We start from the raw sequence: 23,118 nt of genomic DNA, 5'->3' as shown, positions 1-23,118 counted from the left end.
ATCTCCGGAGGACAGACTCAGGGCGACTCGGCGTTCGCCATGGCGGCCCGGAGCCGGCCGCAGGCCTCGACGAACCCGGTCGCGAGGATCTGGTCGAGGTGCCAGAAGTTCCTCTGCCGCTCGTGCTCGTAGAACCGGGCGATCGTCACCAGGAGCAGGTCGACGCACAGCGCCGGGTCGCGCCAGGCGAGCTCCGTCCGCGGCCCGCTCCGCGACCCGCTCCGTGGCCCGCCCGCGCACGACGCGGCGAGCGTCCGCTCGAGCACCGCGGCGACCTGCGCGAGCTGGAGCACCATCCGGCGGCACGCGCTCGCGCGGATCCCTCCGCCCCTGGCAGCCACCGGCCGCAGCGTGTCGTCGAACGCCGTCGCGAACTCGCGCCACAGCAGCGCGCCCGCCTGATCCACCGCCTCCTTGAGCCCCGCAGCCGGAACGCGCGGCGAGAGCGCGTCGACGAGGCGGGCGCGCGCCCCCTCGTCCTCGGCCAGCGCGCGGTACGGCTTCGACCAGCGGGCGACCTGGCGGCGAACGTCACCCACCGTCAGATCGAGCTTGAGCCCCGTGATGGGGAGGAGCGACGCATCCGGCAGCTTCAGGGAGGGCCTGTGCCACGCGTACTTGCTCTCCATGAAATCGGCGAGCATCTCGGCGATACCGTTGCTCGCGGCCACCTGGAGTCGCGCCCTGATGTCGGCCTCGGCGAAGCGGAGCAGCGCCGCCTCGTCGAGCTCGGTGCGGCCCCCGCGCTCGATGAAGGCCGAGGCGATGCCGGGGCCGACCGCGCCGGGAAACACGGTGTCGAGCGCGAGGGGCTCCTCGATCCGCGGCAGCACGGCGTACTCCCACTCGAACTCGGCCAGCGCCTCCTGCCACGCATGGCCCCAGGCGTCATGAACCACGTAGTCCTCGACCTCCGGCGTCCGGAGGACCATCACCATGGTGGCGAGGGTCTGTGTGACGACCTCCGTCGGGACCGAGGCCGCGTCCGCGAGGGAGCGCGCGAGCGCCGGATCGATGGCCGCGCGGTCGAAGTAGCCGAACGCGGGAAACCGCGCCGTCGCCGCGGTGTTCGTGTCGTCGCATCGGGCGATGAAGGCGGAGATGGCGCGCCGCTCGTCCTCGGGGCGCTCGTCCCAGCCAGGCACCTCGAGCCGCGGCGCCTCGCCCGAGCCCGCCGCCCCGGGCGAGCCGGTCGCCGGCGCCGACGCGCGGATGCACAGGAAGATCGCGGTCGACGTCATGAGCAGATCCACGTCGCCCGGGCGCCACGGCAACGGGCCGTAGATCGCGCTCATGAGCTCGGCGCACGCGGCGGGCGACGCGCCCCCCTTCGCGGCGAGCTGCGAGGCGATCGCCTTCGTGATCGCGTGCTTCACCGCGAGGTTGGAGGTCATATGATCCATCGCGGCCTCGACCTGCGCGAGCTCCGCCTCGTCCCACCCGAGCGCCTCTCGCAGCGCCCGCCGGACGCGCGGGATCCCCTCGCTGCCCGCCGGCAGATCGAGCGGGAAATCGAGGAGCGGGCGCGACGCGACCGTATCGATGAGCGGCGCGGAGCTGCTGCCGGCGAACCGGAGCCAGAGCAGCACCGCCTCGGTGAACCAGGCCCGGAACGACGCGCTCGCCGCGTGGAACTCGTCCGGGGTCGGCTCGCTCAGGGCGTCGATGCCGCGCATCAGCCGCTCGCGAAGATCTCGCCCCCTCGCCTCCCGCTCCTCGCGGCTGCCCTTCGCCGCGTCTTGCAGCTCCTCGATGTCGGCGAGCAGATCGAGCGTGGGTCCCCACGCGGCCGGGAGCGTCGGCTCGAAGAGGGCTGCCGCGGACAGGATGGGCGCCGCGGGCTGAGACCCGGTGTTCTTCTGGTCCATTGCCTTTCCTCGTGAAGGGGAGCGATCTCCCATCGCATCACAAGCGCATGGCCTGAGCAAGGTCAGCGGATTCCAGGGGAGCCGGGTGTCATGCAAGGTAGGCGCCGCGCCGCCGCCAAGGGTCGCGGCGGCGATTGCCATCCAGCCATCCAGCCATCCAGCCATCCAGCCATCCAGCCATCCAGCCATCCAGCCATTCAGCCATCCAGCCATCCGTTGCCTTGCCCGCTCGATCGGATCGCGGTGGTGGCTTTGCGGGGCGCTCTTCGGCACTGCTGCGAGAGGTCGCCCCGGTTCAGCAGAAGAATCACCATGCAGCCAGCCGGGGTTCCGCGCGAGGTGGGGTTCCGCGCGAAGCGCTTCCTCCGGTGATCAGGGATGCCGGACACGATTCCGCCCGGCGCGAGCGCTTGACGGGGTGAGAGCTGTGGGTTCTAGTGGCTGGCCAGCCGTCCGTTCGAGGTTGGGCAGATGCCCACGGCATCCTTCAACTCACCGAAAACACTGAGGAAATACCATGCCAAGCTGCAAAGTATACGGCACCAAACCTGGGACGGGCCCTGGCCAGCTCACTGCGCAGGCTGCGCTCGATTCGATCAATGGGCTCAATCCTACCTGGGGCGTGACCCTCAACTACAATCAAGGGCTTACCGAAGCGACGTACGTCACCAACGCCGCCGGCGTCGGGACTGCTGCGCTAGAAACAGCCGTCCAGAACGAATTCGTGGCAACTGGGTACGACGTCATCGCTTGGTGAGCGGTGAATTCCCGGGGGAGCGGCGAGACGCCCGCAGCCACCGCGATGGCGCCGCCCCCACGGAGCAGGGTGGCGTCGGCTCTGCCGCTTGACAGACCGCGCGGCGGAGCACGACGCCCACCGCTCCCGCCTCGGGTAGCCACGATGGCGGTCTTCCTCGGGACGCGGCTCGCCTGAGCAGAGCGACAGGCGCGCTCTCTCCCTCGACGCCGCAGCGTCCGTCTCCTCGGGCATCTCCGCCCCGAGGCGTCCGCCATGAACGCTGGCGTTTGTTCCGCGACCGCTCTAGCTTCGCGCGCCGCCGGTCCGCTCCGGGATCGCCGGCGCACGAACCGAGGAATAACACCATGCGCGTCTACATCATCGGCGCGGGCCCGGGCGACCCCGGGCTCATCACGGTGCGCGGCGCCGAGCTCGTCGCTCGCTGCCCTGTCGTCATGTACACGGGCTCGCTCGTCCCCCGGGAGATCGTGGCGTCCGCGCGGCCGGACGCCCGGGTCATCGACTCCTCCGGCATGACCCTCGACCAGATCGTGGAGGTCTTCGTCGAGGCCAGGGACGCAGGGCACGACGTGGCGCGCGTCCACACGGGCGATCCCGTCCTCTTCGGGTCGACGGCCGAGCAGATGCGCCGGATGGATGCGCTCGGGATCCCGTACGAGATCATCCCCGGCGTCTCGTCCTTCACCGCGGCCGCCGCGGCGCTCGGGCGCGAGCTCACGCTGCCCGAGCTCTCGCAGACCGTCATCCTGACGCGCGCCGAGGGGCGCACGCCGGTGCCGCCCGCCGAGCGGCTCGAGGAGCTCGCCCGCCACCAGGCGACCCTGTGCCTGTTCCTGAGCATCACCCTGCTCAAGGACGTGACCGCGGCGCTCATCCCGGCCTACGGCGCGGATTGCCCGGTCGCGGTGGTGCACAAGGCGAGCTGCCCCGATCAGAAGATCGTGAGAGGCACGCTCGCCGACATCCGGGACAAGGTGCGGGCCGAGGGCATCAAGAGCCAGTCGATGATCCTGGTCGGCCGGGTGCTCACGTCCACGGATTTCGCCGACTCGCGGCTCTATGATCCGGATTTCAGCCACCGCTTCCGCAAGGCCGAGAAAAAGCTCCTCGTCCCTGGCAAGACCGAGGAGGGCTCGTGAGCGCGGAGGAGAGCGCCGGCACGGGCGCGGCGGCCGCAGGTCGAAAGGGGCTCGTCATCGTCTATACGGGCCACGGCAAGGGCAAGACGACGGCCGCGCTCGGCATGGTGTTCCGCGCGCTCGGCCGGGGCATGCGCGTCGCTGTCGTGCAGTTCATCAAGGGGAAGTGGATGACGGGAGAGCGGCTGTTCGCCGAGACGCTCCCCAACCTGACGTTCCTCGTCATGGGGCGCGGCTTCACCTGGGAGAGCGACGATCTCTCGCGCGACAAGGCGGCGGCGCGCGCGGCCTTCCAGGAGGCCGCGGCGCTCATCGCGGGCGGCGAGCAGGACATCGTGGTGCTCGACGAGATCACGTATGCGCTCCATTACGGCTTCATCGCCGAGGACGAGCTGCTCGCGGCGCTGCGCGCGAGGCCCGCGCACGTGCACGTCGTGATCACCGGCAGGAACGCGCCCGACGCGCTCCTCGCGCTCGCCGATCTGGTGACGGAGATGAAGTCGGTGAAGCACCCGTTCGAGCAGGGGCAAAAGGCCCAGATCGGAGTCGATTTCTGATGTCCCGGGCCATCCCCCGGCTCGTCGTCGCCGGCACGGCGAGCGGCGTCGGCAAGACGACCGCCACGGTGGCGATCGCGCGCGCGCTCCGCGCCCGCGGCCTCCAGGTCGCGCTGTTCAAGTGCGGCCCCGACTACCTGGATCCGACGTACCACGCCCGCGCCGTGGCCGGCACATCGCACAACCTCGACGGCTGGATGATGGGCCGGGAAGCGGTCCTGTCGACGTTCGCGGCGGAGACCGCCAGCGCCGACGTCGCGCTGATCGAGGGGGTGATGGGGCTGTTCGACGGGGCGAGCCCGACCGGGGAGGAGGGCTCGACCGCCGAGATCGCGAAATGGCTCGAGGCGCCGGTCGCGCTCGTGATCGACGCGTCCGGGATGGCCCGCAGCGTCGCGGCGCTCGTCCAGGGCTTCGCGGGCTTCGATCCGGCGCTGCGCATCGCCGCGGTCGTGTGCAACCAGGTCGGCAGCCGCGGCCACCTCGACATCCTTCGACAGGCGCAGGCGCAGGTGAACCGGTCGCTGCCGGTCCTCGGCGGCCTGCCGCGGGACGAGGCGCAGCGCTTCCCGGAGCGCCACCTCGGCCTGCGCACGGCCGACGAGGCCGCGCTCCCCGAGGAGCGCCTCGACCACTGGGGCGCGCAGGCCGAGGCGTGGATCGGGCTCGACGCGCTGCTCGAGATCGCGCGCGCCGCGCCGCCCTTGCCGGCGGCCGGCGCGGCCGCGACGCCCGGCGCTGCAACCGCCGGCGCGCAGCGCGGCCGGGCGCGGATCGGCCTGGCGTTCGACGAGGCCTTCCACTTCTACTACGCGGACAACCTGCGCCGCCTCGAGGCCGCCGGGGCCGAGCTCGTGCGGTTCTCGCCGATCGGCGACGCGCGCTTGCCCGACGTCGACGCGCTCTACCTCGGGGGCGGCTACCCCGAGGTGCACGCGGAGCGCCTGGCCGCGAACGCCGCGCTCCGCGGCGAGATCCGCGCGTTCGCCGGCCGTGGGGGCCCGATCTACGCCGAGTGCGGCGGGCTCATGTACCTGACCGAGGCGATCCGCACGCTGGACGGGCGCGCGCACCCCATGGTCGGGCTCGTGCCCGCCGAGGCCGCGATGTGCGAGAAGCTGCAGGCGCTCGGGTACGTGGAGGTCGAGACGCAGGCGCGCACGATCCTGGGCGGCGCGGGGCTCCGCTTCCGCGGGCACCAGTTCCGCTACTCCGAGCTCCGCCCGTCGCAGCGCGCTGTGCAGGTCGAGCCGTCCGCAGCGCCAGCGCCGGCCGAGCAGCCGCCGTCGCCGTCCGCACAGGCGCCCTTGCCGATCGAGCACGCCTACTCCGTGCGGCGCCGGCGCGGCGGGCAGGTCAGCCGCGAGGGGTACCGGACAGCGAGCGTCCTCGCCTCGTACGTGCACGCGCACTGGGCCTCGAACCCGCTCGTCCCCGAGGGGCTCGTCGCGAGCGCCGCCGCGCACCGGAAGGAGCGCGCGCGATGAGCGGCCCGGGCACCGCGCCGCGCCGGGTCGCGCTCATCGGCGGCGGCGTGCGCTCCGGCAAGAGCGCGTTCGCGCTCTCCCTCGCGCGCTCGCTCGGCGAGCGCCGCGCCTTCATCGCGACCGCCGAGCCGTTCGACGACGAGATGAGGGCGCGCATCGACGCGCACGTCCGCGAGCGAGGCGGCGCGTTCCTCACCGTCGAGGAGCCGATCGCGCTCCCCGAGCGCATCGCCTCGCTCTCCGGCGTCGACGTCGTCGTCGTCGACTGCCTCACGCTCTGGCTCTCGAACCTGCTGCTCCGCGACGAGACCGAGGGCCGCGCGCTCGGGCCCATCGAGGAGCGCATCGAGGCGCTCGCCGCCGCGGTCGAGTCGGCGGCGCCCCACGTCGTCCTCGTCTCGAACGAGGTCGGCATGGGCGTGGTCCCGGAGAGCCGGCTCGGCCGGGCGTTCCGCGACCTCGCGGGGCGCGCGCACCAGCGGCTCGGCCGCTCGGCCAGCGAGCTCTACGTGGCCGTGATGGGCGCGATCCTGCGCCTGCGCCCCGGCCCGGTCGCGCTCGTCGGCGGCGGCGAGGACGCGCGATGACGGCCGCCGCCGCGCTGCTCGTCGCGGTCGCGTTCGACCTCGCCTGCGGCGAGCCCCCTTCCGCCGTCCACCCCGTCGTGTGGATGGGCTCGGCGATCCAGGCCCTGAAGCGCGCCGCGCCCACGGGCGGCCGCGTTGCGGAGCTCCTCTTCGGCGCGCTCATGGCCCTCGCCGTCCCCTGCCTCTTCGCCGCGCTCGGCGCCGGCGTCGCGGCGCTGCTCGCCCCGCACCCCGTGCTCGCGCTCGCTTTGTCAGGTCTCTTGCTGAAGCCTACCTTCGCGCTCCGCGCGCTCCGCGACGCGGCCTTCGGCGTGCGCGACGCCCTCGCGGCGGGCGACGTCACCGGGGCCCGCGGCGCGCTGCGGAGCCTCTGCAGCCGCGACCCGTCGGAGCTCGACGAGCCCGCGCTGGTCGCCGCGTCGGTCGAGTCGGTCGCGGAGAACGCGTCGGACAGCTTCGTCGCGCCGCTCTTCTATTTCGCCCTCTTCGGGCTCCCGGGCGCGCTCTTCTACCGCGCGGTGAACACGCTCGACGCGATGATCGGCTACCACGGCCGCTACGAGTACCTCGGCAAGGCGTCGGCGCGGCTCGACGACGCGCTGAACTTCGTGCCGGCGCGGCTCACCGCGCTCCTCCTGCTCGCCGCCGGCTGGCTCCGCGGCGCCGACGCGCGCCGCGGCCTCGCCGTGCTCCTGCGCGACGGCGGCCTCACCGAGAGCCCGAACGCCGGCCGGCCCATGGCGGCGATGGCCGGGCTGCTCCGGGTCGAGCTCGAGAAGCGCGGCCACTACCGCCTCGGCGACCCCGTGGAGCCGCTCCGGCGGGGGCTCATCGACGAGGCCTGCCGGATCGTGCAGCTCGCGGCGCTGCTCTTCGCCGGGCTCGCGGCGGCCCTCCTGGCGGCGGCTTCCTTTGGACAGGAGCTCTTCCGATGACGGCGCTCACGGTGATGGTCCAGGGCACGGCGTCCTCGGTCGGCAAGAGCCTGCTCTGCGCGGCGCTCTGCCGCATCTTCCAGCGGCGGGGCCTCCGCGTCGCGCCGTTCAAGTCGCAGAACATGGCGCTGAACTCGTTCGCGACCCTGGACGGCGGCGAGATCGGGAGGGCGCAGGCGGTGCAGGCCGAGGCGGCGCGCGTCGCGCCGACGGTCGACATGAACCCGGTGCTGCTCAAGCCCGAGGGCGACTCCCGCTCCCAGGTGATCGTGCTCGGCAAGCCGATCGGCAGCCTGCACGCGCGCGACTACTTCGCGTACCGGGGAGAGCTGAAGGACATCATCGCCCGCGCGCTCGGGCGGCTGCGCGAGGCGCACGACGTCGTGGTGATCGAGGGGGCGGGCAGCCCCGCGGAGATCAACCTGAAGGACCGCGACATCGTGAACATGCACGTCGCGCGCGTCGCCGACGCGCCGGTGCTGCTCGCCGGCGACATCGACCGAGGCGGCGTGTTCGCGGCGCTGGTCGGGACGATGGCGCTGCTCGAGCCCGACGAGCGCGCGCGCGTGGCCGCGTTCGTGATCAACAAGTTCCGCGGCGACCTCAAGCTGCTGGAGCCGGGGCTCGACATGCTGACGGCGCGGACGGGCGTCCCGGTGCTCGGCGTGGTGCCTTACCTGAAGCAGCTGCGCATCGCGGACGAGGACTCGGTGTCGCTGGAGGGCCGTCGGCGCCGGCCGCCGGCGGGCCCGGGGCAGCTCGACATCGCGGTGGTCCGGCTGCCGCGGATATCGAATTACGACGACGTGGAGCCGCTGGAGCACGAGCCCGGCGTGGTGGTGCGGTTCATCGAGCGGCCGGACGAGATCGGCAATGCAGACCTCGTGCTGCTCCCCGGGACGAAGAGCACGATGGCCGATCTCGCTTGGCTGCGCGCGAGCGGCCTCGCGGAGGCGGTCGCGGCGCGCGCCCGGCAGGGCGGCTGGACGCTCGGGATCTGCGGCGGCTGCCAGATGCTCGGCGGGGCGATCGAGGATCCGGAAGGCGTCGAGTCGGCCGAGCCGGCGGCGCGGGGCCTCGGGCTGCTCGATGTGTGGACGCGGTTCGAGCGGACCAAGACGGTGGCGCAGGTGCGGGCGCGGCTCGCGGGCCGCTCGTTCCTGGGGGCGGCGGGCGCTGGAGAGGCCGAGAGCGAGGGCGCGGGAGAGCTGACCGGCTACGAGATCCACATGGGCCGCGTGGAGCGGGTGGGCGGCGCGGCCGCGGCGTTCGCGATCGGGTCGCGGGGCGGCAAGGCCGAGCCGGCGCTCGACGGGGCCGTGTCGGCGGACGGCGCCGTGGTGGGCACGATGATCCACGGGATCCTCGACAACGACGGGCTCAGGCGGTCGCTCCTCGCGGCGCTGCGCGAGCGACGGGGGCTCCCCAGGGCCTCGGGCGAGCCGGCGATACCGAGCCGGCACGAGGAGTACGACCGGCTCGCGAATGCGGTGGAGGCGAGCCTCGACCGGGCGCTGCTCGACCGCATCGTGGGGCTCGACCGGCGCTGAGCGGCGCCCCGACGACCGGGCTCGCCGCGGCTCACTCCTTCGTGAACCTCATGTAGTGCTTGATGGGCCCCGAGGCGCCCGCTCCCGCCGGTACCGGGAAGCCTCTCGTGAGCGAGGATCCCTGCGCGCAGAACGGGCTCTCCTCGGGCTCCCGGCGCTCGGGCTCGATGGTCAAGATGGATCCGGAGACCGACCAGGTGCCCATCGACGGCGTCGTGAGCCGCCCCAGGACAAACGTACACGCGCAGTCGGCGCCCGCCTGAGCGCACTCCGCCGAGGTGAAGGGCGACTCCTTCCCAGAGGCGGCCCGCTGCATTTCCACGCTGAGCTGCGCGCACGAGATCGGCATGTCCTCGGCCGCCAGGCACGCCGCAGGGTACACCACCTTGATCGGCCCTTGCTGCGTGATGGTCGTGGCATAGGTGTGATCGGCCCGGAATTCGGCGCGTCCGCTCACCACCAGGCCGCTGATGTCGATCTCCGCGTCACACCCCTCGTCGAGGTCCTCGAACATCGAGGGATCCAGGCACGCCTCATCCATCGTCCACGTTCCTGTCGGATCGCCGCCGCACGCCGCGACCAGCCCGCAGGAGGGGCCTTCTTCCTTGCTGTTTCGCTCGTCGTCGACGCTGCCGCCGCACGCGGACAGCGCCAGCAGGGACGTCATGATTACGGCCGAGCGCGCACGAGAAACCCATTTCATCGCATCCTCCATGGCAACGAGACAGACCCCTCCACGACAGTACCGTGCACGGCACGGCAGGCGTCATGGCTTGCGGGGAAGCGGAGCCCCTGATCACGCTGTCACGGCAGCGTGCCTTCCGGGCAACAGTAGTCGAGGCTCGTCAGCGGTACGCACCCGGGGGGCGGCTCTTTTCCTATCTTGCACGTCGCCCAGTCCGGAGGGTCGCCGAAGTAGGTGCAGGACTCGACGTCCTTGGCCACCACCGCGCAGTCCGCGCCTCCGGTCCTCCGGCACTGCGAATACGCCGTCCACTCGGGCCTGCACGCCGGCGCCCACGGAGCGAAGAAGTTCTCGTCTGCTCCGCAGGCGAGCTGCGCGGGCTCCTGGGCCGCCAGGCAGGCGTGGTAGGCGTCGAACTCGGCAAAACACGCCTCCGTCGGGTACTGATCCACCGCCACGAAGCACGCGATCGAGCAGCTCTCCGGCGCGCAGCCCGCGCTGAACACGTCGCACGCGGCCTCGCACACGGCTGTCGACCGAGCCTCCGAGTACCCTTCGACGCCCCCGCCCTCTCCAGCTCCCCCGCCGCTCGAACCCCCGCCACAGGCGACAAGAGCCGCTGCGAACAACATCCCCGCAGCCCTGAGAACCTCAGCACGGACAGCAATTTTCACTTTGACAGGAACAAGCCAAACGCTCATTCCGCGCCCGCACTGCAAGGCGTGAGCCGCCTCGACGAGCGCGCATCGAGGCGCCCATTCGGGCGCCGACGGCGGGGGCGAGGTGGGGGCCGCGTCGCCCTCACCACCCGGCACCCGCGCAGGCCCTGGCTTCGACGATGTCTCGTGGCGCCTTCTCCTCGCCGCCGTTTCGGGCCATCGTGCTCGCGGGATGAACAGGGCACGAACGATCCACGGCGGCCTGGCGCGGCGGGCTCCCCGCGCGATCGCGGCGCTCCCGGCGCTGCTCGCCGTCCTCTCGGGCTGCGGGGACCGGCAACCCCAGCCGGGCGGCGGTCCCGGCGACGGCGGCCCCGCCGCCCCGCAGCCGCCGCCCGACGCGGCGGCGTCCTCGTCGGCGCCCTCGCCGGCGCCGACCGCCTCCTCCTTCGCCGCCGCGTCCGCGCACCCGGCCGTCCCGACCGCCGTCCCGAGCGCGTCGAGCGACGTGGTCGCGGGGGCGTCGCAGCGGTACGAGTCCGGCCCCTCGGTGATCGCGTCGGACAGCATCGACGGCGCCGCCCTCAGGAAGCGGCACGTCGAGCGCATCAAGGCCGACGACTCGCCCGTCACCGTGCTCCGCGGCCAGGGTCCCCTGGAGCTCGGCAAGCGCATCTGCGAGGCGGTGGTGCCGAGGCGCCCCGCGGCGACTCCCGTGCTCCTCAAGCCCAACATCTGCGGGTTCGACAGCGTGAAGGACCCGGCGAAGTCGAAGGGCGACGACGGCGTGACCGGCCGGATCACCCAGCCGGAGTTCGTTCGAGGCGTCGTCCAGTGCCTCAAGGCGCGCGGACACACGAAGATCACGATCGCCGAGGGCTGCGGCCACTCGCACAAGTTCTGGAAGGACATCGCGCAGCGCACCGGCTATGAGGCGATGGCCGCCGAGGAGGGCGCCGCGCTCGTCGCGATGGACGACGACGGGGTCTACGACGTCGCCGGCGACAGGCCGGGAAAGCCCCTCGCCATCCGCGGCATCCAGGCGACCCACGTCCCGACGCTGCTCATGCCGAAGGTGCTGGCCGAGCACCTCGACCACGGGCTCTTCCTGTCGCTCCCCCGGCTCAAGATGCACCGGTACTCGGTCATCTCCGTCGGTATCAAGGGCATGCAGGGCACGGTCATGCTGTCGGACAGCGCGCCTGCCTACAAGCAGAAGTGGAGGATGCACAGGGAGCTCAAGGCGTACCTGGACACGAAGTCCGCCGGCCAGGAGGATAGAGCTCTTTACTTATCGTCGCTCCGCGTCTTCGCCGAGCGCATGGTCGACGTGCTCGAGATATCCGCGCCGGACGCGGTGCTCGGCGACGGCGCGCCGGCGATGGGCGGAGACGGCTTCCAGGTGCTGCACCCCACGGCGGAGATGGTGGCCATCGGCGGCACGAACCCGGTGCGGGTCGACCGCGTGGCGGCGGAGCTCCTCGGCGTGTGGAACAGCCCCGCGCTCGCGCGCGAGCTCGGCGGCCACCGGACCTCGCCGCTCATCGACGCCGCGGCGAAGCGCTTCGGGCTGGATCTCAAGGCGACGGCGATCACGGGAGACGGGGCAGATCTCCTGAAGAGCCCGAGGCCCGTGCATTACAAGGCGATGGCGCCCTTCCGGCTCGACTGGGAGCCCGGACAGGCGCCCTTGCCCGGCGGGCCCGCGAAGGGGCTCGATCCCGCGCCGCCGGCCTCGCAGAAGGCGCCCGACGGGAAGCAGGGCGAAGGGCCGGGCGGAGGCCCCGCGAAGCCGGAGGCGCACGCGTCGCCGCTGCCGCCCGGAGAGAAGATCGTGCTCGACGGGAAGGCCGACGACGCGGCGTGGGGCCGCGCGAAGGCCGTGCAGTGGGACACCGACTATGCCGGCAAGCCCGCCGGGTTCCCCACGCGGGCGCGCTTCCTCTGGTCGAAGCAAGGGCTCCACGCGCTCTTCGAGCTCTCGAACGCGGGGCTCAACACGGATCGCTCGAAGCCCGTCGGCACGGAGCGAAAGGGGCTTTACAAAGAGGATTGCATCGAGCTCTTCCTGACGCCGGCCCCGGGCTCGCCGAGGCGGTATTTCGAGGTGGAGATCGGGCCGTTCGGCCATTTCTTCGATATCGCGATCGACCGCGACGCGCGCCTGGAAGACACGGCGTGGTCGAGCGGCGCGACGATCGCGACGAGCCAGGACGCGCAGGCGCGCACGGCCGTCATCGAGGCGCTGCTGGCGGCGCCGGGGATCGTGGGCGCGCTCGCCCCGAGCGCGCGGCTGCCCATGAACCTGTACCGGATGGAGGGCAAGGACCCACGGCATTACCTCGCGTGGAGCCCGCCCCGCACGAGCAAGCCGAACTTCCATGTCCCGGAGGCGTTTGGCGTGCTCGTGCTCGATCCGTGAGGTGAGCCCGCGGGCGCCCCGCCGCGGCCGGAAGCAGGCGGGGTGAGCGGGAGCTTGCGGCCCGCGCCAGGTGCGCCATCGTCCCTCGCGCATGCCGCTCATCACGGGAATCGTCCCCTCGCCCGACAAGCCCGGCCACGTCGTCATCCTGGTGGATGGGGTCCCCTTCGCCACGGTGCCCGAGCAGGCCGCCGCCGGCCTGACCCCCGGCCAGGACAGCCCCGGGGCCGCGGCGGAGCCGCCCGGGAAGACCGCCGCGGGCGAGCAGAAGACCTACGAGCGGGCGCTGCGGCTCCTGTCGTTCCGGGCGCGATCGGCCAGGGAGCTGGAGAAGCGCCTGATCGAGAAGGGCGAGCCCAGGGAGCACGTGACGACCGCGATCGAGCGCCTCACCTCGAGCGGGCTGCTCGACGACGCGCGCTTCGCGGAGGCCAAGGCGCGCTCCGGCATCGTGGGCAAGCCCCGGTCGCGCCGCAGGATCGAGCAGGACCTCGCCCGCAAAGGCGTCTCGCGCGACGTGGCGGACGCGGCCATACGGCAGGTCATGACCGAGGAGGGAACGGACGAGTCCGCCGTGGCCGAGCGGGCGGCGCGCAAGAAGCTCCGCTCGCTCTCGGGGCTCGCTCCTGCGGAGCAACGGCAGAAGCTCTATGCTTTCCTCGCGCGCCAGGGCTATTCGCCCGACGTGGCGCGCCGGGCGCTGCGCGCGGTGCTCGACGCGCCGCCGTGAGCGGCGCCGGCGCGCCGGCCCCTCCGCGGTGCGGCGGATCACCCGGGCAACCAAAACACGTTGTTTTTCTGCCCTTCTCCCGCCACCTACAGCACGCTACAAAGGGTCCATGTCGCTCGAGCTGGATGGCCCGCCGCCGGATCGCGCGGACGCTCGCGCGGACGTTCGCGCGGTCCTCGCCGGCGGAGGCGAGATGGGCGCGCGCATGCGCGCGATCGACTGGTCGAAGACGCCGCTCGGGCCGGTCTCGTCGTGGCCGCAGAGCCTCAAGACGTGCGTGCGCATCGTCCTGACGTCGCGCCAGCCGATGTTCGTCTGGTGGGGCGACTCGTTCATCAATCTGTACAACGACGCCTACAAGTCGATCGTCGGCGGCAAGCACCCCGAGGCGCTCGGACAGCCCGCGTCCGTCGTGTGGCGCGAGATCTGGGGCCAGATCGAGCCGCGCGCCGCGTCCGCGATGCGCCGCGACGAGGGCACCTACGACGAGGCGCTCCTCCTCATCATGGAGCGGAACGGCTACCAGGAAGAGACGTATTACACGTTCTCCTACAGCCCTGTGCCGAACGATCAGGGCGGCACGGGCGGCATCCTCTGCGCCAACACCGACGACACCCGGCGAATCATCGGAGAGCGGCAGCTCTCGCTCCTCCGCGACCTCGCGGCGCGGACCGCGCACGGGCGCTCGTGGGAAGACGTGTGCGCGCGCAGCGCGAGCTCGCTCGCGACCAACACGAAGGATCTCCCGTTCGCGCTCCTCTACGTCGTCGACCCGGACCGGCGGCGCGTGCAGCTCGCCGGCAGCGCGGGGTTCGAGCGGGGGCACGCCGCGGCCCCCGAGACGATCGCGCTCACGGACGCGTCGCCGTGGCCGCTCGCCGCGGTGCTGCGAGAGCACGAGTCCTGCCGCGTCGTCGAGATACCGACTCACCTCCGCGATCTCCCGACCGGCGCATGGCAAAGGCCGCCGACGCGGGCGGCCGCGCTCGCGATCTCCCCTTCGGGCGAGACGGGGCGCGCCGGGGTCCTGATCGTCGGGCTGAATCCATTCCGCCTCTTCGACGACGATTACCGCGGCTTCCTCCACCTCGTCGCCGGCCAGATCTCCGCCAGCATCGCCAACGCGCAGGCGTACGAGGAGGAGAAGCGGCGGGCGGAGGCCCTCGCCGAGCTCGATCGCGCGAAGACCACGTTCTTCAGCAACGTGAGCCACGAGTTCCGCACGCCCCTCACGCTGATGCTCGGGCCGCTCGAGGACGCCCTCGCGTCGGCGGAGCGGAGCCTGTCGGGCGCGGCTCTCGAGACCGCGCACCGCAACGCGGGCCGGCTCCTCAAGCTGGTCAACGCGCTGCTCGACTTCTCGCGCATCGAGGCGGGCCGGATCCAGGCGTCGTATGAGCCGACCGATCTCTCCGCGCTCACCGCGGATCTCGCGAGCGCCTTCCGCTCGGCGATGGAGCGCGCGGGGCTCGCCTTCGAGGTCGATTGCCCGCCGCTGCCCGAGCCCGTCTACGTCGATCACGACATGTGGGAGAAGATCGTGCTCAATCTCCTCTCGAACGCGCTCAAGTTCACGTTCGAGGGGACGGTCTCGATCTCGCTCCGCGCGCACGGCGATCGCGCCGACCTCACCGTGCGGGACACCGGGACGGGCATCCCGGATCGCGAGCTCTCGCACCTGTTCAAGCGGTTCCATCGGGTCCAGGGCGCGCGATCCCGCACGCACGAGGGGTCCGGGATCGGGCTCGCGCTCGTCCACGAGCTCGTCCGCCTCCACGGCGGGACCATCCACGTCACGAGCGAGCTCTCCGTGGGGACGTCGTTCACGGTCTCCCTGCCTCGCGGGGCCGGGCACCTGCCGAAGGACCGCGTGAACGCCGCGCGGACGCTGGCGTCGACGACGACGGGCGCAGCGCCTTATGTGCAGGAGGCGCTCCGCTGGCTGCCCCGCGCGGAGAGCGACTCGCCCCCCGGCGCAGAGGGTGACTCGCCCCCCGGCGCAGACGGTGACTCACCCGCCGGCGCAGAGGGTGACTCACCCGCCGGCGCAGAGCGTGATGACGCCGTCGAGCACCTCTCCCCGGCGGCGTGGACGTCGTCCGACGGCGCTGCGATCCAGGCCGGGCCGGCGGGGCGCGTCCTGCTCGCGGACGACAACGCCGATATGCGCGAGTACGTCGGGCGGGTGCTGCGCGAGCGCTGGACGGTCGAGGCCGTCGCCGACGGGGCCGAGGCGCTCGGGTCGGCGCGCCGCAGCCCGCCCGATCTCGTGCTCACCGACGTGATGATGCCGAACCTCGACGGCTTCGGTCTGCTCCGCGCGCTGCGCGCGGACGAGCGCACGAGGGGTGTCCCGGTCGTGATGCTCTCCGCGCGCGCCGGGGAGGAGTCGCGCGTCGAGGGGCTCGAGGCGGGCGCGGACGACTACCTCCCCAAGCCGTTCTCCGCGCGCGAGCTCGTCGCCCGCGTCGCCACGCACCTCCAGCTCGCCCGATTGCGGGCAGCGGCCGAGCGCGAGCGCGAGAAGCTGCACGATCTCTTCATGCAGGCGCCGGTCCCCATCGCGGTGTTCGCCGGCCCCGAGCACCGCTTCGAGGTGGCGAACCCGCCGTACTGCGAGATGGTCGGCCGGCGGGACCTCGTCGGGAAGAGCGTGCGCGAGGTGTTCCCGGAGCTCGGCGAGCACGAGGCGATCGCGATGCTGGACCGCGCGCGGAAAGCCGGCCAGCCGCTGCGCATGACCGAGCTGAGCATCCCCGTCCAGCGCGGCGACGCGGTGCACGAGGCCGTCTTCAACTACGTCGCTCAGCCCATCCGCGACCCCTCCGGCGCCGTCTCGGGCGTCATGGTCGTCGGCTTCGAGATCACCGATCAGGTGCTCGCGCGGCGCCGCATCGAGCAGCTGAGCCAGCACCGAGAGGAGCTCATCGCAGCGCTCGCGAAGACGAACCAGGAGCTCGACCAGTTCGCTTACGTCGCCTCGCACGACCTCAAGGCGCCCCTCCGGGGGATCGCGAACCTGTCCGAGTGGATCGAGGAGTCGCTGGCGGGGAAGCTGGACGGCGAGACGCAGGAGCACATCCACCTCCTGCGCGGGCGCGTGCGCCGCCTCGAGGCGCTCATCGACGGGATCCTCCATTACTCGCGGGCGGGGCGCCTGCGCGGCGACGTGGTCAGCGTCGACACCGGCCATCTGCTCGCGGAGGTCGTCGAGCTGCTCTCGCCGCCCGCGGGCGCCCGGGTCGACATCGCGCCAGGGATGCCGACGATCGCCGCGGAGCGCGTCCCGATGCAGCAGGTGTTCCAGAACCTCATCAGCAACGCCCTGAAGCACGCGCGCCGCAGCGACGCGCGCGTCGAGGTGACGTGTGAGGACGCCGGCGCCTACCTCGAGTTCTCCGTGAGCGACAACGGGCCCGGCATCGCGCCCGAGTACCACGAGCGCATCTGGGATCTCTTTCATACGCTCGAGTCGCGCGACAAGGTGGAAGGCACCGGGATAGGGCTCTCCGTCGTGAAGAAGATCGTGCAGAGCCGCGGAGGGAGCGTGTCCGTCTCGTCGCGCCCCGGCGCAGGAGCCACCTTCATCGTGCGCTGGCCCAAGCGGGTGAAGGACGAGGCCTGACAGATCCGGCGCGTCCCGCGAGCTGCCCCGGGTTGACGCAGGCCCCGCGACGGCCGAAGGTGCGGGCATGCATGCGCGCCGAGAGTCGTTGGAGCCGTGGCTTCGGAGCTTCGTCGCCGACAACGGGGGTATCGCTGGCACGGTGCACCTCGTCGAGGGCGATGCGCTCGCGCTGGCCGCCGCCGTGAACATCCCCGAGAAGGTGCAGGAGATCACGCGCCGCGTCCCGCGGGGCAAGGGGATGGCCGGGCTCGCCTGGGAGCGCGACCAGCCCGTGCAGACGTGCAACCTGCAGACGGACACGTCCGGCGACGTGCGGCCCGGGGCCAAGGCGGTCGCGGCGCAGGCGGCGGTGGCGCTGCCCGTGCGCGACGCCTCCGCGAGCGTGCGCGCCGTCGTGGGGATCGCGTTCGCCGGCGAGCGCGAGCTCGGTCAGGACGAGCTCGATCGCCTCGCGCAGGGCGCTGGCGCGCTCCCGGCCTGACAAAGCGCTCCCGCGCCGGCCCACCTCGCTGCCCGCCGCGGCGCTGCTGCCCGCCACAGCGCCGCTGCCCGCCGCAGCCCCGCTGCCCAGCTGCACCGCCGCACCGCCGCACCGCCGCAACACAAGCCCCTTGTTTTTCGCGGCTGCGATGCTAGCGATGCCCGCTCTCCCATGGAGACGAACGGACGCAGCGCCCCGAAAGCCGCGATCGACGCTCCGCTCGACGCGCTCGATCCGGGCGTCCGCCCGCACGTCCGCGTGGAGGACCTCGTGCGCGGCGCTGCGAACGAGCCCGCGTGCGAGCGCGCCGCAGCCGGGCCAGGTGAGGGCGGCGCCGCGGGCGAGCCCCTCACGGCGAAGCTCGCCCGCCGCACCGTGCCCGGCGCGCTCTACGAGCCCGGCCCCGAGGAGGGGTATCTCCGGTGCACCGCGTGCGCGCACCGCTGCGTCCTCGCGCCGGGTCGCGCGGGCGCGTGCGGGATCCGCTTCGAGAAGGACGGCGAGCTGCGCGTCCCGTTCGGCTACGTCGCGCGCCATTACGTGCGCTCGGTCGAGACGAACACGATCTTCCATGTGCGCCCCGGCGCGAGGTCCCTCACCTTCGGCATGTTCGGGTGCGACCTGCGCTGTCCTTATTGCCAGAACTGGAAGGTCTCCCAGGCCCTGCGCGAGCCGGAGGGCGACGGCGAGCCCATCGACATCAGCGCCGCGGATCTCGTCGAGGTGGCCGTCGCGGCGGGCTGCGGGGTGCTCGCAAGCGCCTACAACGAGCCGATGATCACCGCCGAGTGGGCGCGCGCCGTCTTCGCGGAGGCGCAGCGGCGGGGGCTCGTCACGGCGCTCATCTCGGATGGCAACACGACGCCCGAGGCGCTCGCGTACATGCGCCCGGTCGCCGACGTGTTCCGCGTCGACCTGAAGGGGTGGAGCGCGGATCAATACCGGACGCTCGGCGGCCGCGTCGAGCCGGTGCTCGCGGCGATCGGCGAGGCTCGGCGCCTCGGCTACTGGGTCGAGGTCGTGACGCTCGTCGTCCCCGGCTTCAACGACAAGGCGGCCGGCCTCCGCGCCCTCGGCGCCGAGATCGCCAGCGTCGACCCCGATATCCCCTGGCACCTCAACGCCTTCTACCCGCGTTACAAGATGCGCGATCGCATGACGACCGACCCGGCGTTCCTCGTGGACGTGGCGGGCGTCGCCTATGCGCGGGGGATGAAGTACGTTTACGTCAGCAACGTGGCCGACCGCGTCCGTGAGCTCTCGCATACACGCTGCCCCGCCTGCCACGAGGTCGTGGTGCGGCGGTTCAACTACGAGACGCAGGAGGTCCTCCTCTCCGGTGGCGCGTGCCCTTCCTGCGGGACGCGCGTGCCCGGGCTGTGGGGACCGGCGGCGCCGTAGCGCCGCACAGGCGGACGCCCGGCTCCTGCTGAGCCCGCGCGCGCATCGCCGCCCGGGAGCCGACTGGGCCTGTTGCTGAGAGGTTTCTGTCTCATTTCACCAGACGCCCTGTCCGGTGCTCCGCGCATCCCGGCAGAGCCATATTGCGTCCCTACCGGACTCCCCCCGATCGCAGGAGCGTCGCTGACCCTCTGGCCGCCCAGGCCGGCTGGAACAGGCTGCGCCCGCTGTTCGGACTGGCCTGCTGGCCGGCCAGTCGATTGGCCGGCCAGCAGGCCAGTTCAGCCGGCCACTCCGCTCACGGGAGCTCCCACAAGGAGGCTTGCCACGGCGCCGCATGTGGTAAATTTTCAGCATGTCGTCGCCGTCCGAACGTCTCGCGCAGATCCTTGCGGAAGGCCGAGTCATCGCGACTCGCGAGCTCGGCGAAGAGTGTGCGGCGGAGCTCCACACGCGCGCCAAGGAGCGGTATCTCGCGCTGGAGGCGACGATGCCGCAGTTCCGGAGCAGCATGAATCGCAAGCTCTTCGAGCTCGGCCCGCCGGTGCTCGCGATCTACCAGGCGCTCCTGCACGACCTCGGCGTGGACCGGGAGCCGGCCCTGCGCCTCGCCGAGGACATCCTGCTGGCCTTCTACCGCAAGCAGCTGAACCGGAGCCCGCTCCTCGGCGCCGCGATGGATGTGATGTTCCGGCTGAAACCAGCGCGGAGCCTGCTCATGATGAGCCTGCGCGCGGACGAGCCGGAGGGCATCCGCTTCGACGAGGCCAGCGGCACCGGCGCGCTCCTGGCCTTCGACGTGCGCGCGTGCCCGATCGTGGCGTTCGCGCGGCGGCACGGCGCGCCGGAGATCGTCCCCATGATCTGCCGCCTCGACGACCTCAAGGTGAAAGAGCTCCACGGCATCGAGCTCCGCCGCACGGGCACCCTCGGCACGGGCGCCGAGCGGTGCGACTTCCGGTACGTGACCGCGAAGAAGTAGCGTCGCGCCCCGCGTCCCCGGGGTCGACGCGAGCTCGTCCGCGTAGCGCGCGGCGGCGCCCCGCCCTCTCCTTATCTCATCTCCCGCACCGCTGGAACGCACATAGGCTCACCACCCGTCGCTCGGGTGCGCCGGTGGGCTGCGCGCGTCGCCATTCAATGCTTGCCCCATGACGCGCTGCACCCCTGAAAAGGGTCATGATCGTGGGGCAGTGTGCGCTGTGGACTGCGCGCTGTGCGTATTTCAAATTTGAAACATAAATGCTCTTTCCTGGATCCCCAAAGAGCGTGTCCGTGTTAGTTGTTGAATGATCACTCGATCCCCGATCGCTCCTGAAGTCGCTTTCTCGAGGAGGTCATATGAAGTCACCGTTCGCCCTGCGAAGGGTCGCTGGCGGCCTTTTGTCCGCCGCGGCGTCGTCTCTCGTCCTCGCGGCCAGCGCCCCCGCCCTGGCCGAATCGTCTTACACGCTCTTCGAGAGCGGGCAGGTGCGCCCGCTCGCGCTCTCTCCCAGCGGAAACCTGCTCTTCGCGCTCAACACGCCGGATGGCCGCCTAGAGGTCTTCCGCGTCCATCACGGCGCGCTGGTCCACCGGAGCTCGATACCGGTCGGGCTGGATCCGGTCGCCGTGGCGGCGCGGAGCGACACCGAGGTGTGGGTCGTGAACCACCTGTCCGACAGCGTCAGCGTCGTCGAGCTGTCCCCTGGCGGATACGGCGGCCGCGTCGAGCGCACGCTGCTCGTGGGTGATGAGCCGAGAGACATCGTGTTTGCCGGCCCCGGGCGGCGCCGCGCGTTCATCACGGCGGCGCACCGCGGCCAGAACAACCCGAACGATCCGCAGCTCACCACGCCGGGCGTGGGCCGGGCCGACGTCTGGGTGTTCGACGCGAACCACCTGGGCTCGTCGCTCGGCGGCGAGCCGCTCGCGATCCTCACCCTCTTCACCGACACGCCGCGCGCGCTCGCCGCGACGCCCGACGGCGCGCGCGTCTACGCGGCCGGCTTCCACTCGGGCAACCGGAGCACCGTCGTCACCGAGCTGCTCGTGCCCGACGGCGGCGCGGTGAACGGCGGCTCGCCGGGCCCCATGACCAATGCGTTCGGCGACCCGGCGCCCGAGGTCAGCCTCATCGTGAAGTTCGACGGCGCGCACTGGGTCGACGAGCTCGGCCGCACCTGGGACGACACGGTGCGGCTCTCGCTGCCCGACAAGGACGTGTTCGCCATCAACGCCATGGCGAACCCCCCGCGGCCGATCGCCGGGCCCTCGGGCCATTTCACCGGCGTCGGGACGATCCTCTTCAACATGGTCGTCAACCCGGTGAACGGGAAGGTCTACGTCTCCAACACCGACGCGCGGAACGAGCAGCGGTTCGAGGGCCCCGGCGTCTTCGCCGGGCAGAGCCTGCGGGGCCACCTCCACGAGAGCCGGATCACGGTGCTCCGCCCCGGCAACGCCCCTCCGCGCGTCGCGCCGCGGCACCTCAACAAACACATCGATTACTCGGTCTGCTGCGCCCCCACGCCGAACGCCGAGAGCGAGGCGAGCCTGGCCCAGCCTGTCGACATGGCCGTCACGAGCGACGGCGCGACGCTCTACGTGGCCGCGCTCGGGTCGAGCAAGGTCGGCGTGCTCGGCACGGCCGCGCTCGAGAGCGACACGTTCGTGCCCGACGCTTCCGACCACATCGAGGTGAGCGGCGGCGGCCCGTCGGGGCTCGCGCTCGACGAGGCGCGAGGCCAGCTGTTCGTGCTGACCCGCTTCGACAACTCCATCTCGATCGTCGACACAGCGACCCGGACCGAGACAGCGCACGTCGCGATGTACAGCCCCGAGCCGCCGAGCGTCACGCTCGGGCGGCGCTTCCTCTACGACGCGCGCGTGAGCTCGGCGCACGGCGACTCCTCGTGCGCGAGCTGCCATATCTTCGGCGACTTCGACAGCCTCGGGTGGGATCTCGGCAATCCGGACGAGCCGGTCACGACCAACCCGGGCCCCTTCGTCGGCCCGCTGCTCAACCTCTTCACGCAGCAGCCGATGCCCCAGGAGTTCCACCCGATGAAGGGCCCGACGACGACCCAGAGCCTGCGCGGCATGGCCAACCACGGCCCCATGCACTGGCGCGGCGATCGCACCGGCGGCAACGACGCGCCCACCGCGCAGCCGGACAGCGGCTCGTTCGACGAGCGCGCCGCGTTCATGAAGTTCCAGGCCGGCTTCACCGATCTCCTCGGCCGGAGCGGCCCGATCCCGGCCGCCTCCATGGAGGCGTTCGCGGACTTCATCCTGCAGGTGACGTATCCGCCCAACCCGATCCGCCGCCTGGACAACGCGCTCACGCCGGATCAGCAGGCCGGGCGCGACACCTTCATGAGCGGCAACCTGGACGGCACCGCCATCTGCAATGGCTGTCATGTCCTCGACCCGGAGGGCAACCCCGGCGTCGACAAGCCGGGATTCTTCGGAGCGAACGGCAACATGACGTTCGACTTCCAGCCGCAGCTCATCAAGACGCCGCACCTGCGCAACATGTACCAGAAGGTCGGGATGTTCGGGATGGCCGCCCCGCTGTTCGGCATCCTGCCCGGCGACAACGATCCCATGGGAGACCAGGTGCGGGGGTTCGGCTTCCTGCACGACGGGAGCTTCGACACGCTGTTCCGGTTCTTCCGCGGGATGGGCTTCTCGCCGTTCACCGGCTTCACCAACCAGTTCGGCACCTTCCCGGACAACCCGAACGGCCTGCCGGACTCGCCTGCGGGCGACGCGGTCCGCCGGCAGCTCGAGTCGTTCCTGCTCGCCTTCGACTCGAACGTCGCGCCGATCGTCGGCCAGCAGGTCACGCTCGCGTCGGGCAACCAGGCCGCCGCCGATCCGCGCGTCGATCTCCTGATCGCCAGGGCGGACGCCGGCGAGTGTGATCTCGTGGCGAAGAGCCACCTGACCTTGCAGGAGATCGGCTTCCTTCACACCGGAGCAGGGCAGTTCGTCGCCGACCGGATGGCGCTGCCGCCGATCCCGGACGCGGTGCTCCGCCAGATCGCCCTCGCGACGGGGCGACCCCTGACCTACACGTGTACGCCGCCGGGCTCGGGCTACCGCATCGGCCTCGATCGCGACGAGGACGGCTTCCTCGACGGCGACGAGCGGAGCGCCGGCAGCGACCCGGCGGACCCGGCCGACACGCCCTGATCTCCGCCTCGCGGCGCGGCGCGCGGCCGGCGCCCGCTGGCCTTCACCGG

General features: G+C 72.0%; 17 protein-coding genes. 14 read left to right on the top strand and 3 right to left on the bottom strand.

The annotated features are described in order from the left end of the window. Positions 1-17: 17 nt before the first annotated feature. The gene (locus WME97_RS01190; protein WP_437548791.1) at positions 18-1,868 is read right to left on the bottom strand and encodes a hypothetical protein; all 1,851 of its coding nucleotides are present in this window, start codon (positions 1,866-1,868) and stop codon (positions 18-20) included. Between the two features lie 517 nt (positions 1,869-2,385). Here WME97_RS01190 and WME97_RS01185 point away from each other — a divergent pair. The 7 genes from WME97_RS01185 (at position 2,386) to WME97_RS01155 (ending at position 8,883) form a co-directional block, all read left to right on the top strand. Beyond that, on the top strand, positions 2,386-2,625 hold the full coding sequence (locus WME97_RS01185) for a hypothetical protein (RefSeq protein ID WP_437548790.1): 240 nt from the start codon (positions 2,386-2,388) through the stop codon (positions 2,623-2,625). 347 nt (positions 2,626-2,972) lie between these two features. Next, the gene (gene cobM, locus WME97_RS01180; RefSeq protein ID WP_437548788.1) at positions 2,973-3,767 is read left to right on the top strand and encodes a precorrin-4 C(11)-methyltransferase; all 795 of its coding nucleotides are present in this window, start codon (positions 2,973-2,975) and stop codon (positions 3,765-3,767) included. After that, positions 3,764-4,324, top strand: coding sequence for a cob(I)yrinic acid a,c-diamide adenosyltransferase (cobO, locus tag WME97_RS01175; protein ID WP_437548786.1), 561 nt, complete (start codon positions 3,764-3,766; stop codon positions 4,322-4,324). The genes cobM and cobO overlap by 4 nt, the downstream gene beginning before the upstream one ends. Then, positions 4,324-5,811, top strand: coding sequence for a cobyrinate a,c-diamide synthase (locus WME97_RS01170; RefSeq protein ID WP_437548784.1), 1,488 nt, complete (start codon positions 4,324-4,326; stop codon positions 5,809-5,811). The genes cobO and WME97_RS01170 overlap by 1 nt, the downstream gene beginning before the upstream one ends. Beyond that, positions 5,808-6,398 carry a bifunctional adenosylcobinamide kinase/adenosylcobinamide-phosphate guanylyltransferase gene (gene cobU, locus WME97_RS01165; RefSeq protein ID WP_437548783.1) on the top strand — a complete coding sequence of 197 codons (591 nt, stop codon included), beginning with the start codon at positions 5,808-5,810 and terminating at the stop codon, positions 6,396-6,398. Before WME97_RS01170 ends, cobU begins: the two co-directional genes overlap by 4 nt. Then, a complete protein-coding gene (cbiB, locus tag WME97_RS01160) occupies positions 6,395-7,333 on the top strand; it encodes an adenosylcobinamide-phosphate synthase CbiB (protein ID WP_437548782.1) in 939 nt (312 codons plus the stop codon). Before cobU ends, cbiB begins: the two co-directional genes overlap by 4 nt. Further along, a complete protein-coding gene (locus tag WME97_RS01155; RefSeq protein ID WP_437548780.1) occupies positions 7,330-8,883 on the top strand; it encodes a cobyric acid synthase in 1,554 nt (517 codons plus the stop codon). The genes cbiB and WME97_RS01155 overlap by 4 nt, the downstream gene beginning before the upstream one ends. Before the next feature lie 31 nt (positions 8,884-8,914). Here the strand turns inward: WME97_RS01155 and WME97_RS01150 are convergent, their stop codons facing one another. Beyond that, complete coding sequence (locus WME97_RS01150; RefSeq protein WP_437548779.1) at positions 8,915-9,550, bottom strand: hypothetical protein; 636 nt, start codon at positions 9,548-9,550, stop codon at positions 8,915-8,917. 137 nt (positions 9,551-9,687) lie between these two features. Continuing rightward, positions 9,688-10,095, bottom strand: a complete 408-nt coding sequence (locus tag WME97_RS01145) for a hypothetical protein (RefSeq protein WP_437548777.1) — start codon at positions 10,093-10,095, stop codon at positions 9,688-9,690. 364 nt (positions 10,096-10,459) lie between these two features. Here WME97_RS01145 and WME97_RS01140 point away from each other — a divergent pair, with 364 nt between their 5' ends. The 7 genes from WME97_RS01140 to WME97_RS01110 all read left to right on the top strand — a co-directional run bounded on the left by WME97_RS01140 (position 10,460) and on the right by WME97_RS01110 (position 23,068). After that, positions 10,460-12,649 (top strand): DUF362 domain-containing protein, encoded by a 2,190-nt coding sequence (locus WME97_RS01140; protein WP_437548776.1) that lies wholly within the window; start codon positions 10,460-10,462, stop codon positions 12,647-12,649. A 91-nt stretch (positions 12,650-12,740) separates the two neighbouring features. Further along, the gene (locus WME97_RS01135) at positions 12,741-13,379 is read left to right on the top strand and encodes a regulatory protein RecX (RefSeq protein ID WP_437548774.1); all 639 of its coding nucleotides are present in this window, start codon (positions 12,741-12,743) and stop codon (positions 13,377-13,379) included. Between the two features lie 109 nt (positions 13,380-13,488). Further along, complete coding sequence (locus WME97_RS01130; protein ID WP_437548772.1) at positions 13,489-17,004, top strand: ATP-binding protein; 3,516 nt, start codon at positions 13,489-13,491, stop codon at positions 17,002-17,004. A 67-nt stretch (positions 17,005-17,071) separates the two neighbouring features. Beyond that, positions 17,072-17,488: a GAF domain-containing protein gene (locus WME97_RS01125; RefSeq protein WP_437548770.1), complete on the top strand. Its 417-nt coding sequence runs from the start codon at positions 17,072-17,074 to the stop codon at positions 17,486-17,488. A 171-nt stretch (positions 17,489-17,659) separates the two neighbouring features. After that, a complete protein-coding gene (locus WME97_RS01120; RefSeq protein WP_437548768.1) occupies positions 17,660-18,889 on the top strand; it encodes a radical SAM protein in 1,230 nt (409 codons plus the stop codon). 355 nt (positions 18,890-19,244) lie between these two features. Beyond that, entirely contained in the window at positions 19,245-19,871 is a 627-nt protein-coding gene (locus tag WME97_RS01115; protein WP_437548767.1) for an L-2-amino-thiazoline-4-carboxylic acid hydrolase, read from the top strand. Positions 19,872-20,230: 359 nt separating this feature from the next. After that, a complete protein-coding gene (locus WME97_RS01110; protein WP_437548765.1) occupies positions 20,231-23,068 on the top strand; it encodes a hypothetical protein in 2,838 nt (945 codons plus the stop codon). Positions 23,069-23,118: the final 50 nt, after the last annotated feature.

The organism is Sorangium sp. So ce367, from assembly GCF_051520455.1.
GTDB lineage: Bacteria > Myxococcota_A > Polyangia > Polyangiales > Polyangiaceae > Sorangium > Sorangium cellulosum_B.
The sequence above is the reverse complement of the archived record's forward strand: the minus strand, read 5'-3'. Positions and strand labels throughout refer to the sequence as shown.

Bases quoted from the DNA above. Each gene is read 5' to 3' on its own strand.
- WME97_RS01190 (WP_437548791.1), bottom strand. From the start codon at position 1,868: ATGGACCAGAAGAACACCGGGTCTCAGCCCGCGGCGCCCATCCTGTCC.
- WME97_RS01185 (WP_437548790.1), top strand. From the start codon at position 2,386: ATGCCAAGCTGCAAAGTATACGGCACCAAACCTGGGACGGGCCCTGGC.
- cobM (WP_437548788.1), top strand. From the start codon at position 2,973: ATGCGCGTCTACATCATCGGCGCGGGCCCGGGCGACCCCGGGCTCATC.
- WME97_RS01170 (WP_437548784.1), top strand. From the start codon at position 4,324: ATGTCCCGGGCCATCCCCCGGCTCGTCGTCGCCGGCACGGCGAGCGGC.
- cobU (WP_437548783.1), top strand. From the start codon at position 5,808: ATGAGCGGCCCGGGCACCGCGCCGCGCCGGGTCGCGCTCATCGGCGGC.
- cbiB (WP_437548782.1), top strand. From the start codon at position 6,395: ATGACGGCCGCCGCCGCGCTGCTCGTCGCGGTCGCGTTCGACCTCGCC.
- WME97_RS01155 (WP_437548780.1), top strand. From the start codon at position 7,330: ATGACGGCGCTCACGGTGATGGTCCAGGGCACGGCGTCCTCGGTCGGC.
- WME97_RS01150 (WP_437548779.1), bottom strand. From the start codon at position 9,550: ATGACGTCCCTGCTGGCGCTGTCCGCGTGCGGCGGCAGCGTCGACGAC.
- WME97_RS01140 (WP_437548776.1), top strand. From the start codon at position 10,460: ATGAACAGGGCACGAACGATCCACGGCGGCCTGGCGCGGCGGGCTCCC.
- WME97_RS01135 (WP_437548774.1), top strand. From the start codon at position 12,741: ATGCCGCTCATCACGGGAATCGTCCCCTCGCCCGACAAGCCCGGCCAC.
- WME97_RS01130 (WP_437548772.1), top strand. From the start codon at position 13,489: ATGTCGCTCGAGCTGGATGGCCCGCCGCCGGATCGCGCGGACGCTCGC.
- WME97_RS01125 (WP_437548770.1), top strand. From the start codon at position 17,072: ATGCATGCGCGCCGAGAGTCGTTGGAGCCGTGGCTTCGGAGCTTCGTC.
- WME97_RS01120 (WP_437548768.1), top strand. From the start codon at position 17,660: ATGGAGACGAACGGACGCAGCGCCCCGAAAGCCGCGATCGACGCTCCG.
- WME97_RS01115 (WP_437548767.1), top strand. From the start codon at position 19,245: ATGTCGTCGCCGTCCGAACGTCTCGCGCAGATCCTTGCGGAAGGCCGA.
- WME97_RS01110 (WP_437548765.1), top strand. From the start codon at position 20,231: ATGAAGTCACCGTTCGCCCTGCGAAGGGTCGCTGGCGGCCTTTTGTCC.